Below are 16,368 nucleotides of genomic sequence, written 5' to 3' on the forward strand. Positions count from 1 at the left end.
GCGCATGGGCTTCTTCGATCCGCACGTCGAGCGGCACCTCATCGCCGATGAGGGCGAGGTGATCGTCGACGAGGTCACCAAGCACTGGGCGGCGAACGTCGCGGCCGCGCTCGAGGTGGCGGCGGCGATCCCCGTGCTGCTGCTGCTCACGGTGCTGCCCTCGCCGGCGTACTTCATCCCGATCTTCGGAGCGCTCTTCCTCGTGCTCGACGGCGGCCGGCGCATCCTCGGCCGCCGCATGGACCGCTTCGTGGTGACGAACATGCGCGTGTTCCGGGTGCACGGCATCCTCTCGCAGCGCATCGCGACGATGCCGCTCACCCGAATCCTCGACATCTCGGTGCACAAGCCGATCATCGGTCGCGTGCTCAACTACGGCCACTTCATCTTCGAGTCGGCCGCGCAGGACCAGGGGCTGCGCGAGATCCGCTTCGTCGGATCGCCGGACCAGCGCGGGCTCACGATCCAGCGCGTCATCCAGCGGGCCGGCCTCCGGGGCGGCGGGCGCGGCGGCGCGGCGTCGGCGCTCATGACCGGGATGCCGCAGCAGGGCGATTCCGGCGAGCAGGGCCGCGTCGACGAACGCGAACCGCGCCCGTTCGACGACGGCGAGGCGCGCACACAGCCCGTGCCCGTCGTGAACGGCGAGCACCGGGGCTGGTTGTCGACCGCGCCGAGCGGTGGCGGCGACGCGAGCGGCACGGCGCCCATCCGCGCCGACGGCACCCGCCGCGACCAGGGCGACACGGCAGAGGCGCCGTGGTGGCGGCCCTCGAACTGAGCGGCATCGGCGCGCGGCGGGGCGTCGGCCACGAGGCATCCACCGTCTGAACGATGCCGGCGCAGGCCGCGATGCGCTGGCGTCGCCCGCGCGCGTGTGCGAGCATGGCGGGCATGGCGAATCGGGGGACATCGCTCGCAGGGGCGGTCGGGGTCATCGCACTGACATTGGCAGGCGTTGCGGCGAGCGCGACTGCGCCGGCTGCGGCGGTCGACCCGGCGACCGAGATCGGTGCCTACGCCGACTGGACCGTCGGCGGCTCGGCCAACGCCTTCACGGCGACGAGCACGCTGCCCGCATCGACGGGGTTCGGCGGGCCGATCACGCTCACGAGCGACAGCATCTCGCTGGCCGAGGCGTCGGGGGCGAGCGCGTTCCTCAACGCGTCGACCGACTTCGGCACCGAGTACGGGTCGAGCCGGCTGCAGCCCTACCTCACGATCCGTCCGAAGTCGGGGGCGCTCGCGCCCACCCCGCCGTCGGTCGGCAACCCGCCGCCGTCGCGCACCGTCGTCGACCTCGGCGCCGAGCGCGGCGACGACTGGGGCTTCGTGCTCGGCGACGTCGACGCCGACTGGGTGTTCGTGACCGCGTTCGACGACACCGGAGCGCCGCTGCCGGTCTCGGCGCTCGGCGCGATGACGCCCGGCAACTACTGCGCCGCCGGGTCGCCGAAGCCGAGCACCTGCGCCGGGCCCGGCCCGTTCACCGACATTCCCCGTTGGGACGAGTCGGCGAACATCGACGACTACGGCATCGCCTTCGTGCCCGGGACGGTCGTCGGCAACTTCGACGACACGTCGGGCGCGTACCTCGGCTTCCGTCCAGACTCGTCGGTGCGTCGCGTCGAGCTGCTCTACGGCGCGGTCAACGGCTCGCCCTTGTACCAGCTCTGGATCGCCGCCGCCGCGGCGAAGACGACCATCACCGGCACCGTCGAGCTCGAGGACGGCGCACCGCCGCCCGCCGGCACCGTCGTCGAGATCGAGGATGCCTCCGGCGAACCCGTGCTCGACGTCACCGGTGAAGAGCTGCAGGTGCCCGTCGAGGACGACGGCACGTACACGGTCGACCTGCCGCAGGACGACAGCTACACCATCATCGTCGTGCCGCCGGCGGGGTTCACCCCGCCCGCGCCGGTGACCGTCGACGGCACCGAGGCCGAGGTGGTCGCGCCGCCGATCGTCGTCGAGCCGGTCGTCGTCACCCCGCCGTCGACCCCGCCGGCCTCGCCGCCCGCCTCGCCGCCGGCGTCGCCGCCCGCCTCGCCCGCCGCGGTCGCGGGCGAGCTCGCCGAGTCGGGGGCGAACGTCGCACCGTTCATCGCGATCGCCGCGGCCGTGATCGCCGCGGGCGCCATCGCGCTGCTCATCTCCCGCCGTCGCCGCACGGCGCCGGCGAAGCCCTCCGGCGACGCCCCGGCGAACGGTGAGGCCGACACGAAGTAGGCCCAGCCGAGCCGTGCTGCACGGTCGTGCGCCGGCCGGCTTCCGCCGCTCTTCGGGCCGGTCGGGCTTCGATTTCCGCGAGCGGGCCCTGACGGGTATCCTTGTCAGGCCCCCGGTTGTGTGCAGAACGTGGTCGGGTGCGATGGCGAGTTACCCAAGCGGCCAAAGGGATCTGACTGTAAATCAGACTGCATTGCATTCGGGGGTTCGAATCCCTCACTCGCCACCAGCAAGAACCCCGGTTTCCACCGGGGTTTTCGCGTATCCGGGCACGCGAAGGGGGCGGGCCGGGGCCGCGTCAGCCGAGCGATTCGGCGAGCGCGACGATGACGCCTGCCGGGCCGCGCAGGTAGCAGAGGCGGTAGTACCGCTCGTACTCGGCGATCTCGCCGACGAGCTCGCCGCCGTGCGCGCGCAGGCGCTCGACGGTGTCATCGATGTCGTCGACCTCGAACATGACGCTGCGCAGTCCGAGCAGGTTCGGCGTCGCGTTCGACGGCTCGGGCGTGAGCACCTCGGGGGAGCGGAACCGGGTGAGTTCGAGCCGGCCGCCGTCGGGCGCGACCATCATCACGATGTCGACGCGCACGTCGTCGATGCCGTTGACCCGGTCGACCCAGTCGCCCTCGACGGCTGCGCCGCCCTCGCGTTCGAGGCCGAGCTCGCCGAAGAACGCCGTCGCGGCCTCGAGGTCGTCGACGATGACACTGACGTGGTCCATTCGCTGCACCGCCATGACCCGAGCCTACGCGCGGCAATAGGATCGCGAACGTGCGCACGCTGGATCCCGTCGAACCGCATCCCCTCACCGAAGCCCATGCCGGTGAGCTCCTCACGCTGCAGCGCGCAGCCTACGTGTCGGAGGCGCAGCTGTACCTCGACGCGTTCCTGCCCGCGCTGACGCAGACGCTCGACGAGGTGCGGCGCGAGCTGCGGCATCCCGCGCTGGGGGTCACCCTCGACCGACGGCTCGTCGCGGCCGTGCGCTGGACGGTCGAGGGGCCGACCGCCCACATCGGGCGGCTGGTGGTCGCGCCAGACCAGCAGGGGCGCGGTCTCGGCACGACGCTGCTGCGCGCGGCCGAGGCGGCGAGCGGCGCCGAGTCGTTCGAACTGTTCACGGGGCACCTGAGCGCGGCGAACATCCGGCTGTACGAGCGCGAGGGGTACCGCGAGTTCCGGCGCGAAGCACTGCGTCCCGGGGTGGAGCTCGTCCACCTGCGGAAGCCGGGGGCGGCGGGCTGAACTCGGTCGCACCCACCCGGCTGCTCCGTCGGCCGCCGCGCGGCCGCGGCCGCTGTGCTCGGTGGCGGGCGGGGCTAGCGTGGGAGGCATGACCGAGCGCGAGGCATCCGTCGACCCGACCGAACTGCCGGCGCTGCTCGCGCTCGTGCGCGAAATCGCCGTACAGGCCGCGGAGTTCGCGGCCGCCGCCCGGCGCACCGGCGTCGAGGTCGCCGCGACGAAGTCGACGCCGACCGACGTGGTGACGGCGACCGACCGCGAGACCGAGGCGCTCATCCGGTCTCGTATCGCGGCGGCGCGGCCCGACGACGGCGTCCTCGGCGAAGAAGACAGCATGCTCATCGGCACGAGCGGGCTCACCTGGGTCGTCGACCCGATCGACGGCACCGTCAATTTCCTCTACGGCCTGCCCGGGTGGGCGGTGAGCGTCGCCGTCGTGGCCGGCCCGCCCGAGCCGTCGAGCTGGCGCGCGCTCGCCGGCGTCGTCGTCAACCCGTCGACCGGCGAGGTGTTCGAGGCGTTCGCCGGCGGGGGAGCGCGGCTCGGCGACCGCGCGCTGCACGTCAACGAAGGGGTACCGCTCGGGCGGGCCCTCGTGGGCACCGGGTTCGGGTACTCGGCCGAGCGGCGTCGCGAGCAGGCCGAGGTGCTGCTCGGCGTGCTGCCGCAGGTGCGCGACATCCGGCGGGCGGGGTCGGCCGCGGTCGACCTCTGCGCACTCGCCGCGGGCCGCCTCGACGCGTTCTACGAGCGCGGGCTCAACCCCTGGGACCATGCGGCCGGCGCCCTCATCGCGCGCGAGGCGGGGGCGCTCGTCGGAGGTCCGCGGGGCGGAAGCGAGAGCGACGAACTCGTCGTCGCCGCCGCGCCCGGGCTGTTCGAGGAGCTGTCGGCCGCGATCGCGGCAGCGGGCGAGCGCGGGTGAGGGTGCGCCCGGCCTTGCGGGCTCCCGGTTTCGTCGCCGGCGCCGGTCGGCTGAAACGACCGTTCAGCGGAGGCGCCTACAACGAATACCGAACGTTCGCATGGTGTTCACGATCGATAACGGGTACCCTTTATCGAGTTGTTATCTCGGCGCTCGCGTCGCGATGAGTACCTCCCCTGCAAACCGCTCGTCCCCGACGCCGAAAGCCCCCACAACGTGCTCGAGTCCCCCCTCGTGCCCGACGGATCTTCGCCAGGCACCCAGGCTGCTGTGCGGCCCGAGCGACCCCTGACCCGTCGTGAGCTGCGCGAGCGCGAGGCGGCTGCGGCGCATCGGTACGAGGCCCCGGCCGGCGAGTCGGTTTCGCAGCACGGTGCCGGGGCTCCCGCCGGCCGGGCTTCGATGGCGCCGCAGGGCGGGGCGTATGCGGCTCCTGCTCCGGCCGCGTTCCCCGCGGCTGCTGCTGCGCCTGCGTTCCCGCCTGCGCCTGCGCCTGCGTTCCCGGCTGCGCCTGTTGCGACGGCCGCCTCGGCCGCTGTTGCACCGGCCCCTGTTGCGCCGGCGTCGGCCCCGGTCGTGCCGAAGGCGGATGCCTCGCTGTCCGTTCCCGCCGCGGCACCGCGTCGTCCGGCCTTCGACGACCTCTTCGCCGATTTGTCGAGCCCCGAGCCCCAAGCCCCCTCGCGTTCGGCCGGGAGCGCCGCTCCGGCTGTCGCTCCGGCACCAGCCGCGCCCGCAGCGCAGCCGACTCGAGTCATCCCCGCTCGCCCCGTCGTCTCCGCCGAAGCCCCGATGCGACCAGCGGCGCCTGCGGCGACTTCCGTGGCAGTGTCTGCCACGTCCGCTCCCGTAGCAGCGCCCGCCGCGCCGACTCCCGCGGCAGCGCCTGCCGCGTCGACGCCCGCCGCCGTGCCGGCCGTGTCGACCCCGGTCGCCGCACCCATCCCGGCCACCGCGGTGCCCGCTCCGGCTTCCGCTCGCGGCGACTCGGCCGTCGACGACCTCGCCGCGCTCATCGCCGGGGCAGACCTTCTGCCCGCCGACTCGCACGCCGCGACCGAGCTCGCGGCGTCGACGTCGGGCGCCACGGCCTCCCGTCGCCGGGATCGCTCGGGCGCGGTTCCCGAGGGCGTCCACCCCGCGGCATCCGCCCGTCGTTCGAAGCGTGCGCCGCAGCGCGGTGCCGCGAGCGGCGCCGGCCCCGCGGCATCCACGCCCGGTGAACGCACCGCGCCGACGCGACCCGCCGCGACGCGCGCACCGCGCCGTGTCGGCCGTCGTCTCGCACCGGTCGTCGCGATGGGCTTCGCGGCGGCGCTCGCGGTGACCACCTCGGTTCCGGCGATGTCGCTCATGACGCCCGCCGAGGTGCAGGCGATGGCGCTCGAGAGCACCAACTCGACGACGATCGACGGGCAGCGCGTCGAGATAGCCGACGGCGTGGTCGCCGAGGGCGTCGACAGCGAGGGCTACAAGACGCAGACGATCGAGGAGTACGCCGAGGCCGCGGGCATCCGCCCCGAGGCGACCTTCACGAACAACCCGGCGGGCACGATCCAGTGGCCCTTCGCGATCGGCGTGCACATCGGCGACCGCTTCGGCTACCGCGACTGCGCCGGCTGCTCGAGCGACCACCACGGGCAGGACTTCAACCCCGGCTACGGCGCCGAGATCCAGTCGATCGCCGACGGCGTCGTCGTCAACTCGACCGACGAGGGCGGATCGCTCGGCACGGTCGTCATGATCGACCACCAGATCGACGGGCAGACCGTCACGAGCGTCTACGCGCACATGATCTCGGGCTCGCGCCTCGTCGAAGAGGGTGACACCGTCGAGGTCGGCCAGGTCATCGGGCAGACCGGCAACACCGGCATGTCGACCGGTCCGCACCTGCACTTCGAGATCCGCATCGGCGGCATGGACGGCGAGTGGGTCGACCCGCTCGAGTGGCTGTACGCGAACACGAACTGAGTCGCGGCGAGGCTCGGCCGGCTTGGGGCCGGCTGCGTGAGCGCAGTTGCAGGACGAGCCGGTCGGTTGAGGCTGTGCACGCGGTGCCGGCCGCGATGTCCTGCAACCTGGTGGACAGGGCTCTGCCAGCCGGTAGCCGTTGCAGGATGAGCCGGTCGGCAGCGACTCTGCAGGCGAGGTCGGCCGCATCGTCCTGCAACGTGGACCGGCCCGGGTTGTCCACAGTCTCGGATGCACCCGCTCGAGCCCGTCATCGTGCCCGCAGACTCGACGGATGCGGAACGATTCTCGAACGGTGGCCGGCTGGATACGGCGGAGCGGTGGCGCAGTCCCGGTGCGAGAGCTCGATGCAGCCGGCATCCGGCGTGACCAGCTGAGCGACGCGGTCGCCGACGGGGCAGTGTTCCGCGTCAGGCAGCGATGGTATGCAGTGCCGGATGCCCCGACCGATGTCGTCCGGGCGGTTCGCGTCGGCGGCGCGGCGACCGCCGCGTCCGTCGCGAAGATCCATGGGCTCTGGGAGGTCGGCACCGACGAGGTGCTGCACGTGCGCGTGCATCGTTCGGCCTCACGGCTGAAGTCGCCGACGTCGGCCACCGGCGCGTCGCACGACCCTGCGGCGAACGCCACGGCACGAGCGAATCCTCCCGCTCCGCTCGACGCGGCTCGTGACGACGTCTGTGTGCACTACCGCTCCGATCCACCCATCCGAAGCGGGCGTGATCCGCTGGCAGTGGCGCTGGCCGAGATGCTGCATTGCACACCGACGGCATCGGTGATCGCCACGGTCGACTCGGCGCTCGCGCGAGGCGAGGTGGCGCTCGCAGAGATCCGTGCGGTGGCGGGCCCGTCTCGTCGTCGCATCCTCGATCGCTGTTCCGACGGGTCGGAGTCGGGCACCGAGACGAAGGTGCGACTGTTGCTGCGGGCGCGCAACATCGCGCATCGCACGCAGGTGTCGATTGCGCGCGTCGGGCGAGTCGACCTCCTCGTCGGCGATCGGCTCGTCATCGAGGTCGACGGGTCGCGGCATCACTCCGGCCGCGAGGAGTTCGAGAACGATCGGCGACGTGACTTCGAGCTGGCGATGCGCGGGTACGTCGTGCTTCGGTTGAGCTACAGCATGGTCGTCGACGAATGGGAGGTCACGAGCCGCGGCATCCTCGCCCTCATCGCACGCGGCGAGCACCGCTGGGGCGTGCGGAGCGCGCCGTCCGTCGGTCTCGACGTTGCGCTGCGCCGGCTGGACCGGTGCGACGACGCCCCGCCCGCCGCGCAGTTCGCAGGTCGCTGAAGTTCGAAGTTGCAGGACTCTCCCGTCGGCAGCCCGGCATGCGGGTGTGCCGGTCGGCTGATCCTGCAACTCGGCCAGGATGCCTCGCCCAGTGCCCTCACTCGAAGGCGAGTCTTGGGCCGGTTACCGGTTACAGGATGAGCCGGCCAGGAGGCCCGTATTCGGGTGTGCCGGTCGGCTGATCCTGCAACTGTGCCGCGAACGCCCGCCCGGCGCGGCCCGCTACGCGCGCAGCCAGACCGTCGTGTCGGGCGGCAACAGGCGGGATGCCTCGTCGACGGGTCCGCTCGCGACGAGCACGTCGCCCGCGGGCAGCGTCACGGGCGACGTGCCCGTGTTCGCGACCACGACGACGTCGCCGTTGCGGAACGAGAGCACACCGGCACCGGCACCGGCACCGGCACCAGCACCAGCGCCGCCCTCGGCCGAGACCCACTCGAGCGACCCGGCCGCGAGCCCGTGCTCCCGACGCAGCGCGAGCAGCGAACGGTAGAGCGAGAGCGTCGAGTCGGGGTCGCCCTGCTGCACGTCGCGCGCGAGCGCGGCCCATTGGGCGGGCTGCGGCAGCCACGAGGCATCCGTCGGCCCGAAGCCGTACGACGGTGCCGAGGACGACCACGGCAGGGGAACGCGGCATCCGTCGCGGCCGTACCGCTCGTGGTCGGTGCGGAACCACGTCGGGTCCTGCCGGGCGTCGTCGGGCAGGTCGATGACCTCGGGCAGGCCGAGCTCCTCGCCCTGGTAGAGGTAGGCCGAGCCGGGCAGCGCGAGCATGAGCGCGGTCGCGGCGCGGGCGCGGCGCAGGCCGTCGGCGTAGGCGGGGATGCCGCGCGAGCGCGGCCCGAGGCCGTGGCCCTGCGGGTTCGGCTCGGTGACCGAGAGGCGCGTCGCGTGGCGCACGACGTCGTGGTTCGAGAGCACCCACGTCGAGGGGGCGCCGACGCTGCCGAACGCGGCGAGCGAGTCGTCGATCACGCGGCGCAGCGCATCGGCCTGCCACGGCGTCTCGAGGTAGGCGAAGTTGAACGACTGGTGCATCTCGTCGGGCCGCACCCAGTTCGCGAGCTTCGCGAGCGGGTCGACCCACGCCTCGGCCGCGAGGATGCGCTCGCCCGGGTACTCGTCGAGCAGCGTGCGCCAGTCGCGGAAGATCTCGTGCACGCCCTCCTGCGCCCAGTACGGGGCGAGGTCGTCGGCTTCGGTCGAGATCTCGGGCTCGAGGGGCACGCCGACGGATGCCTCGGCGCCGGCGCCGTGCGCCGTGCCGACGTCGTGCAGCCCCGCCGCGCCCGCACCGGCCGCCGCCATGGCGACCGCGCCCGCAGGCGCGTCGGCCGCGACGCCACCCGCGCCGCCCATGCTGCCGCCGTCGGCGGGCGGGGTGTAGTCGGGCAGGCCGTCGGCCTTGACCATGCCGTGGGCGACGTCGACCCGGAAGCCGTCGACGCCCCGGTCGAGCCAGAACCGCAGGATGCGCCGGAACTCCTCGCGCACCTCTTCGTTGGTCCAGTCGAAGTCGGGCTGCGACGAGTCGAAGATGTGCAGGTACCACTGGCCGGGGGTGCCGTCGGCCTCGCTGACGCGGGTCCACGCGGGGCCGCCGAAGACCGACTCCCAGTTGTTCGGCGGCTCGTCGCCACCGGGGCCGCGGCCGTCGCGGAACAGGTAGCGCGCACGCTCGGCGCTGCCGGCCGGTGCGGCGAGGGCGGCCTGGAACCACTCGTGGCGGTCGCTCGAGTGGTTCGGCACGAGGTCGACGATGACGCGGATGCCTCGCGCGTGCGCCGCTTCGACCATGGCGTCGAAGTCGGCGAGGGTGCCGAAGCGCGGGTCGACGTCGCAGTAGTCGGCGACGTCGTAGCCGGCGTCCTTCTGGGGCGAGGTGTAGAAGGGCGAGAGCCAGATGGCGTCGATGCCGAGCTCTTCGAGCGCGCCCAGGCGCGAGGTGATGCCGGCCAGGTCGCCCATGCCGTCGCCGTTCGCGTCGGCGAAGGAGCGGGGGTAGATCTGGTAGATCGCGGCAGTGCGCCACCATTCGGAAGTCATGTCCGAAACTGTACGACATCTCCATACCGGATGGAAACGCTTGCAGTTCACACGAGTCGCACAACCATCACGAACTGGTATCGATCGCGGCATCCCGGTTTTGTAATGCGCGCAACGCAAGGTATATCTGTAATCGCTTGCAATCGCGAGCGTCAATTGCAGAACGGCCTTTCGGGCGCGGTCGGCATCAGAGCCACCGGCGAAGGCGCCGATCTCACGCACACTGAGAAGGACACACCAATGAGGGTGAACAGGAAGAGCCTGCTTGCGGCCGGTGCGATCGCAGCCGTCGCCGCTCTCGGACTCGCCGGTTGCGCGGGCAGCGGCAGCGGTTCGGACGACAAGTCGAGCGCGAGCGGTTCGCTGACGGTCTGGGTCGACGCCGAGCGCGTGGACGCGCTGAAGGGCGCGGCCGAGGCGTACCAGGACAAGACCGGCATCGAGGTCAAGCTCGTCGGCAAGGACAACGCCGACATCAAGAGCGACTTCATCCAGCAGGTTCCGACCGGCAAGGGCCCCGACGTCGTCATGGGCGCACACGACTGGCTCGGCGAGCTCTCGACGAACGGCGTCGTGGCGCCGCTCGAGCTCGGCGACTCGGCAGCCGACTACCTCCAGGTGGCGATCGACGCCTCGACCTACGAGGGCACCGTCTACATGCTGCCCTACGCCGTCGAGAACCTCGCGATGCTGCGCAACGCCGACCTCGTGCCCGAGCCCGCCTCGAGCTTCGACGACATGCTCGCGAAGGGCAAGGCCGCCGGCCTCACCCAGCCGTTCGTCGTCGAGCAGGGCGCCGAGGGCAACCCGTACCACCTCTACCCCTTCCAGACCGCGTTCGGCGCCCCCGTGTTCGGCAGCGACGCCGAGGGCTACAACCCCGACGACCTGCAGCTCGGCAACTCGGGCGGCGAGCAGTTCGCCACCTGGCTCGGCTCGCAGGGCAAGAACGGCACCGGCGCGTTCAACACCGACATCGACGGTGACATCGCGAAGGACGCGTTCACGACCGGCAAGGCCGCCTTCTGGCTGACCGGCCCGTGGAACGTCGGGGCGGCCGTCGACGCCGGCATCAACGTCGCGATCGACCCGATCCCCAGCCCGACCAGCGAGGTCGCCCAGCCGTTCGCCGGCGTCAAGGGCTTCTTCGTCTCGGCCGAGTCGAAGAACAAGGTCGCCGCGAACGACTTCCTCGTGAACTACATCGGCACCGAGGACGTGCAGCTCGAGCTGTTCAAGGCCGGCAACGTCCTGCCCGCGCTCACCGCCGCCGCCGAGACCGCCTCGAGCGACCCGATCGTCGCGGGCTTCGCGACCGTCGGCGCCGACGCCGTGCCGATGCCGGCCATCCCGGCCATGGGCCAGGTGTGGCAGTACTGGGGCATCGCCGAGGCCGCCATCATCAACGGGGCCGACCCGGTCGCGACGTGGCAGAAGCTCGCCTCCGACGTGCAGGCGGCGATCGACGCCGGCTGATCGGTGACTCCGTCGGTCGAGTAGCGACGAAGGAGCGCATCGAGACCACCTCACGTGGTCTCGATGCGCGTCCTCCTTCGTCGGGTGCTACTCGACCGGCGGTTCCGTTCATCCCAGACGCGACACGAAAGACCAGGCAATCATGAGCACCGCGACCGACGACGTCCGCGAAGACGCCCCACCGAAGCCAACGAAGCAGCAGCGTCGTGCGGCGAACATCGCCGACGAGGCATCCGGCGGCATCAAGGTGCTGCTCGTGAAGCTCGTCGGGCTCGGCATCGTCGACGCGCTCGCGCTCTACGCCGTGTTCGTGCTCGCCATGCACGAGCAGTGGCTCGTGCTCGGCCTCGTCGCCGCGGTCACCGTGATCGTCAACTGGATCTACTTCTCGCGCAAGAAGCTGCCGGCGAAGTACCTGACGCCCGGGGTCATCTTCCTCGTCGTGTTCCAGGTCTTCGTGCTCGGCTACACGGCGTACATCGCCTTCACCAACTACGGCACCGGCCACAACGGCTCGAAGGAGCAGGCGGTCTCGTCGCTCATGGCCTCGTCGCTCGAGCGGGTGCCCGACTCGCCCACGTACGGCGTCACGGTCGTCGAACGGGCCGGCGAGCTCGGCCTGCTCGTCACCGACCCCGAGGGCGAAGCCCTGGTGGGCACCAACGAGGAGCCGCTGCACGAGGCATCCGGCGCCGAATTCGACGGCGACCTCGCCGTCTCGGCCGAGGGCTGGACCTCGTTGAAGTTCGCCGACGTGCTGGCCCGCACCGACGAGGTGACGGCCCTCGCGGTGCCGTACTCGGATGACCCGAACAACGGGGCGATCCGCACGCCCGACGGCTCGAAGGGATACCTCTACACGTCGACCCTCGAGTACGACGCCGAGGCCGGCACCATGACCGACCTCGAGACCGGCACCGTCTACAGCGACACCGGGGTCGGCGCGTTCACCGCCGAGAACGGCGACGAGCTGCTGCCCGGCTGGCAGATCACGATCGGCTTCGACAACTTCGTGCGAGCCGTCACCGACACCCGCCTCGCGGGTCCGCTCGTCTACGTCACCCTGTGGACCTTCGCGTTCGCGCTCATCTCGGTCGCGTCGACGTTCTTCCTCGGGCTGTTCCTCGCGATCACGTTCAACGACATGCGCATGCGGGGGCGCAAGGGCTACCGCGTGCTCATGATCCTGCCGTACGCGATCCCGTCGTTCCTCTCGGCGCTCGTCTGGGCGGGCATGATGAACAAGAGCTTCGGCTTCATCAACCAGGTGCTGCTCGGCGGCGCAGAGGTGCCGTGGCTGACCGACCCGACGCTCGCGAAGGTGTCGATCATCATCGTGAACCTGTGGCTCGGGTTCCCGTACATGTTCCTCGTCTGCACGGGCGCGCTGCAGTCGATCCCCGAGGAGCTGCAGGAGGCCGCGACGGTCGACGGTGCGAAGCCGTGGGCGATCTTCCGGCTCATCAAGCTGCCGCTGCTGCTCGTGTCGGTCGCGCCGCTGCTGATCGCGTCGTTCGCGTTCAACTTCAACAACTTCAACACCATCTACATGTTGACCGACGGCGGGCCGCGCGACGCGAACGCGCCGATACCCGTCGGCTTCACCGACATCCTGATCACGATGGTCTACAAGGTCGCGTTCACGGGCGAGAACCGCGACTACGGTCTCGCGAGCGCCTACTCGATCATCATCTTCATCGTCGTCGCGGTGATCTCGATCATCGCCTTCCGCCGCACCAAGAGCCTCGAGGAGCTGAACTGATGGCCGCTCGCAAGGTCAAGCCCGGGTCGGTTCCCGGCCCCGGCGTCGTCGCACCCACCGGCGTCGGGCTCGCCGTCGCCGAGATGGAGGAGATGGATGCCTCGACCCGCGCCCACGCGTCGGTCGGCGGCCCCGGCGGCGGTTCGCCCGTCGAGCTGCCCAAGCGGCCGTTCAACTTCAGCCGCTGGTTCTGGGCGACCGGCTGGCGGCACGTCGTCGGCGTCATCATGGTCGTGTTCGCGCTGTTCCCGATCATGTTCGTGGTGTCGTCGTCGCTCAACCCGCACGGCACGCTGACCGGCTCGAACGCGCTGTTCTCGCAGATCGGGCTCGACAGCTACGTGCGGATCCTCACCGACCCGCAGGTGCCGTTCACGACCTGGTTCGGCAACACGCTCATCATCGCGGGCATCACGGCCGTGTGCACCGTGTTCCTCGGGGCGCTCGCCGCGTACTCGTTCTCGCGCATGCGATTCACCGGACGCCGGTTCGGGCTCATCTCGATCGTCGTGGTGCAGATGTTCCCGCAGCTGCTCGCGGTCGTCGCGATCTTCCTGCTGATGTCGTCGATCGGCGACCTGTTCCCGGCGATCGGCCTGAACACGCACGTGGGCCTCATCATGGTCTACCTCGGCGGCGCGCTCGGCGTGAACACCTACCTCATGTACGGCTTCTTCAACACGGTGCCGGCGTCGATCGACGAGGCCGCGAAGCTCGACGGCGCGGGCCATGCGCGCATCTTCTTCACGATCATCCTGCGGCTCGTCGCGCCCATCCTCGCGGTCGTCGCGCTGCTGTCGTTCATCGCCTCGGTGAACGAGTTCGTCGTGGCATCCGTGCTGCTCGTCGACACCGAGAAGCAGACGCTCGCCGTGGGCCTCACGAAGCTCGTGTCGAACCCGCGCTACGCCGACTGGAGCGCGTTCTCGGCCGGCGCCGTGATGGCGGCGCTGCCGGTCGTGGCACTCTTCCTCTTCCTGCAGAAGTACATCGTCGGCGGGCTGACCGCGGGCGCGGTGAAGTAGGGAGTGAGGACGACGTACAGGATGAGCCGGTCGGTACCCGCGCATACGGCGGTGTCGGCCGGCTCATCCTGTCGAATCATCGTGGATGCCTCGGCGCCGGCCGACCCCCGCCGGGGTCGCGCTCCGCGGCTCTGACAGTGGCCTACGAGAGGATGCCTCCATGCTGACGCCCCACCACGACGGATCGCCGCTGCACGTCTCGACGCAGAACCCCGCGCTCGGCGAGACCGTGCGCGTCAGGCTGCGCGTGCCCGAGGGCGCGGTCGCCGCCGACGGCACGCCGATCGGCGGGCTCGCGTGGGTCGGCACGCGCTCCAACCCGAACCGCGAGCCGCGGTTCGACGAGGCGCGGCTCGTGTCCGAGGCATCCGCCGTCGACGGCTGGTCGTGGTGGGAGGCCGAGGTCGAGGTCGAGAACCCGGTGCACGGCTACCGGTGGCTCCTCGTCGGCGACGACGGGCGGCAGCACTGGCTGAACCAGGTCGGGCTGTCGGGCGTCGAGACGCGCGACCGCGACGACTTCAAGCTCGTCGCGCATGCCGCCGCGCCCGACTGGGTCGCCGAGAGCGTGCTGTACCAGGTGTTCCCCGACCGGTTCGCGAAGTCGCAGCGGGCGCCCTTCGACGAGCTCAGCGAGCGGGGCGAGCTGCCCGAGTGGGCGATCGCCGCCGAATGGGGCGACGCGCTCGACCCGGTTCCGCCGGGGCGGTCGAAGCAGGTGTTCGGCGGCGACCTCGACGGGGTGCGAGAGAAGCTCGACCACCTCGCCGGGCTCGGCGTGAACCTCCTGTACCTGACGCCGGTCTTCCCGGCTCGGTCGAACCACCGCTACGACGCGTCGACGTTCGACCGCGTCGACGACCTGCTCGGCGGCGACGACGCGCTCGTGCGGCTCGTCGAGGCGGCGCATGCCCGAGGCATCCGCGTCATCGGCGACCTCACGTCGAACCACTCCGGCGATGCGCACGAGTGGTTCCGCGAGGCGCAGGCCGACCACGGGTCGGCCGAGCGCGAGTTCTACTACTTCCGCGACGACCGGGCCAAGGGCGGTCACGGCTACGAATCGTGGCTCGGGGTGCCGAGCCTGCCGAAGTTCGACTGGTCGTCGGGCGAGCTGCGTCGCCGCTTCGTCGAGGGCCCCGACTCCGTCGTCGCGAAGTACCTGAAGGCGCCGTACTCGCTCGACGGCTGGCGCATCGACGTCGCGAACATGACCGGGCGCCTCGGCGACGTCGACCTCAATGCCGAGGTGCGCGCGGCGATCCGGCGCACGATGCTCGAGGTCGATCCCGACACGATGCTCATCGGCGAGTCGACGAACGACGGCGCCGACGACTTCCAGGGCGACGCATGGCACGGGGCGATGACGTACGCGCCGTTCACCCGCCCCCTCTGGAGCTGGCTGCAGGAGCCGGGCAGCCCGGCCGGCGGCGGCATCGGCTTCGCGCTCGGTCGAGTGCCGACGTTCACCGGGGGCCAATTCGTCGAGGCGCACCTGCGCTTCGCCGCCGGCTATCCGTGGCGCACCCGCCTCGGCACCATGAACGCCCTCGACACGCACGACACCCCGCGCTTCGCGACGCACGCGCGGCCCGCCACCGCGCCGGTGGCGTTCGGGCTCGCGGTGACGATGCCGGGCGTGCCCGTGGTCTGGGCGGGCGACGAGTTCGGCCTCACCGGCGTCGACGGCGAGGCCTCGCGCACGCCGATGCCGTGGGGGAGCGAAGGCGACCCCGAGGTCGCGCCGGTGCTCGCGGCCTATCGCGAGCTCATCGCACTGCGCCGCGAGCATCCGGTGCTCGCGACGGGCGGCATCCGCTGGCTCGCGGTCGGCGACGACGCGGTGGCGTTCGTGCGCGAATCGGCCGAGGCATCCGTGCTCGTCTTCGCCTCGCGCGCGGCGGCGACGCTGTCGTTCGCGGCCGGCGCGGTGCCCGGTGCGGATGCCGCGGCTCGCCTGTACGGAATGGCGGGGCTCGAGGCATCCGAGGGCGGGGTCGTGCTCTCGGCCGACGGTCCGTCGTTCGCCGTGTGGGCGCTGCCGGGAGTGGTGGCGCCGGGCTCGTGAGCCGCGGCGCGACGGCGGTCGGGCACCGCGCCCGAGCCTCGGCGACGATGCCCGGCGTCATGTCGCCAGGTGGTACGAAGCACCCCTCGAGAGGTGATATCCTCGTCTGGTTGCCGATTCTCGGCACACGCCCCGATAGCTCAGTGGTAGAGCACTTCCATGGTAAGGAAGGGGTCGTCAGTTCAATCCTGACTCGGGGCTCTGGTTCTCGGTTCGAGCGTTCGCGTTTCGGCCGGAAGCCTCGCGGCGGGGTAGCTCAGGTGGTTAGAGCACACGGCTCATAATCGTGGTGTCGCGGGTTCGAGTCCCGCCCTCGCTACCAGAAAT

The 16,368-nt window shown here is 71.3% G+C and carries 12 protein-coding genes and 3 tRNA genes; 13 read left to right on the forward strand and 2 right to left on the reverse strand.

Features of this window, described 5'->3' with window-relative positions; all coding sequences use genetic code 11:
* Positions 1-4 precede the first annotated feature (4 nt).
* The 3 genes from PX701_RS09695 to PX701_RS09705 all read left to right on the forward strand — a co-directional run bounded on the left by PX701_RS09695 (position 5) and on the right by PX701_RS09705 (position 2,458).
* Entirely contained in the window at positions 5-781 is a 777-nt protein-coding gene (locus tag PX701_RS09695) for a PH domain-containing protein (RefSeq protein WP_231428781.1), read from the forward strand.
* 113 nt (positions 782-894) lie between these two features.
* Positions 895-2,229: a hypothetical protein gene (locus tag PX701_RS09700; RefSeq protein WP_275506165.1), complete on the forward strand. Its 1,335-nt coding sequence runs from the start codon at positions 895-897 to the stop codon at positions 2,227-2,229.
* A 144-nt stretch (positions 2,230-2,373) separates the two neighbouring features.
* Positions 2,374-2,458 (forward strand) — tRNA-Tyr (locus tag PX701_RS09705).
* Between the two features lie 69 nt (positions 2,459-2,527).
* On the opposite strand, the gene PX701_RS09710 is transcribed toward PX701_RS09705, so the two are convergent.
* On the reverse strand, positions 2,528-2,965 hold the full coding sequence (locus tag PX701_RS09710; RefSeq protein ID WP_275506166.1) for a VOC family protein: 438 nt from the start codon (positions 2,963-2,965) through the stop codon (positions 2,528-2,530).
* Between the two features lie 35 nt (positions 2,966-3,000).
* On the opposite strand from PX701_RS09710, the gene PX701_RS09715 reads away from it, so the two are divergent.
* From PX701_RS09715 to PX701_RS09730, 4 genes are all read left to right on the forward strand, one after another.
* Entirely contained in the window at positions 3,001-3,474 is a 474-nt protein-coding gene (locus PX701_RS09715; protein ID WP_275506167.1) for a GNAT family N-acetyltransferase, read from the forward strand.
* A gap of 88 nt (positions 3,475-3,562) precedes the next feature.
* The gene (locus PX701_RS09720) at positions 3,563-4,399 is read left to right on the forward strand and encodes an inositol monophosphatase family protein (RefSeq protein ID WP_275506168.1); all 837 of its coding nucleotides are present in this window, start codon (positions 3,563-3,565) and stop codon (positions 4,397-4,399) included.
* An 822-nt stretch (positions 4,400-5,221) separates the two neighbouring features.
* Positions 5,222-6,370, forward strand: coding sequence for a M23 family metallopeptidase (locus PX701_RS09725; protein ID WP_275506169.1), 1,149 nt, complete (start codon positions 5,222-5,224; stop codon positions 6,368-6,370).
* Between the two features lie 334 nt (positions 6,371-6,704).
* Entirely contained in the window at positions 6,705-7,664 is a 960-nt protein-coding gene (locus PX701_RS09730) for an endonuclease domain-containing protein (RefSeq protein WP_275506170.1), read from the forward strand.
* Positions 7,665-7,886: 222 nt separating this feature from the next.
* Here the strand turns inward: PX701_RS09730 and PX701_RS09735 are convergent, their stop codons facing one another.
* On the reverse strand, positions 7,887-9,710 hold the full coding sequence (locus PX701_RS09735; protein WP_231428775.1) for a glycoside hydrolase family 13 protein: 1,824 nt from the start codon (positions 9,708-9,710) through the stop codon (positions 7,887-7,889).
* A gap of 240 nt (positions 9,711-9,950) precedes the next feature.
* Between PX701_RS09735 and PX701_RS09740 the strand changes: the two genes are divergently transcribed.
* From PX701_RS09740 to PX701_RS09765, 6 genes are all read left to right on the forward strand, one after another.
* On the forward strand, positions 9,951-11,186 hold the full coding sequence (locus PX701_RS09740) for a sugar ABC transporter substrate-binding protein (protein WP_231428774.1): 1,236 nt from the start codon (positions 9,951-9,953) through the stop codon (positions 11,184-11,186).
* 142 nt (positions 11,187-11,328) lie between these two features.
* Positions 11,329-12,948, forward strand: coding sequence for an ABC transporter permease subunit (locus tag PX701_RS09745; protein ID WP_275506171.1), 1,620 nt, complete (start codon positions 11,329-11,331; stop codon positions 12,946-12,948).
* A gap of 92 nt (positions 12,949-13,040) precedes the next feature.
* Positions 13,041-13,973 (forward strand): sugar ABC transporter permease, encoded by a 933-nt coding sequence (locus tag PX701_RS09750; RefSeq protein ID WP_374201154.1) that lies wholly within the window; start codon positions 13,041-13,043, stop codon positions 13,971-13,973.
* 160 nt (positions 13,974-14,133) lie between these two features.
* The gene (locus PX701_RS09755; protein WP_275506172.1) at positions 14,134-16,041 is read left to right on the forward strand and encodes an alpha-amylase family glycosyl hydrolase; all 1,908 of its coding nucleotides are present in this window, start codon (positions 14,134-14,136) and stop codon (positions 16,039-16,041) included.
* Between the two features lie 129 nt (positions 16,042-16,170).
* Positions 16,171-16,242 (forward strand) — tRNA-Thr (locus PX701_RS09760).
* Positions 16,243-16,286: 44 nt separating this feature from the next.
* Positions 16,287-16,363, forward strand: a tRNA-Met gene (locus PX701_RS09765).
* The last annotated feature ends 5 nt before the right edge of the window (positions 16,364-16,368 follow it).

Source organism: Agromyces chromiiresistens (assembly GCF_029167465.1).
Classification (GTDB): Bacteria; Actinomycetota; Actinomycetes; order Actinomycetales; family Microbacteriaceae; genus Agromyces; species Agromyces chromiiresistens.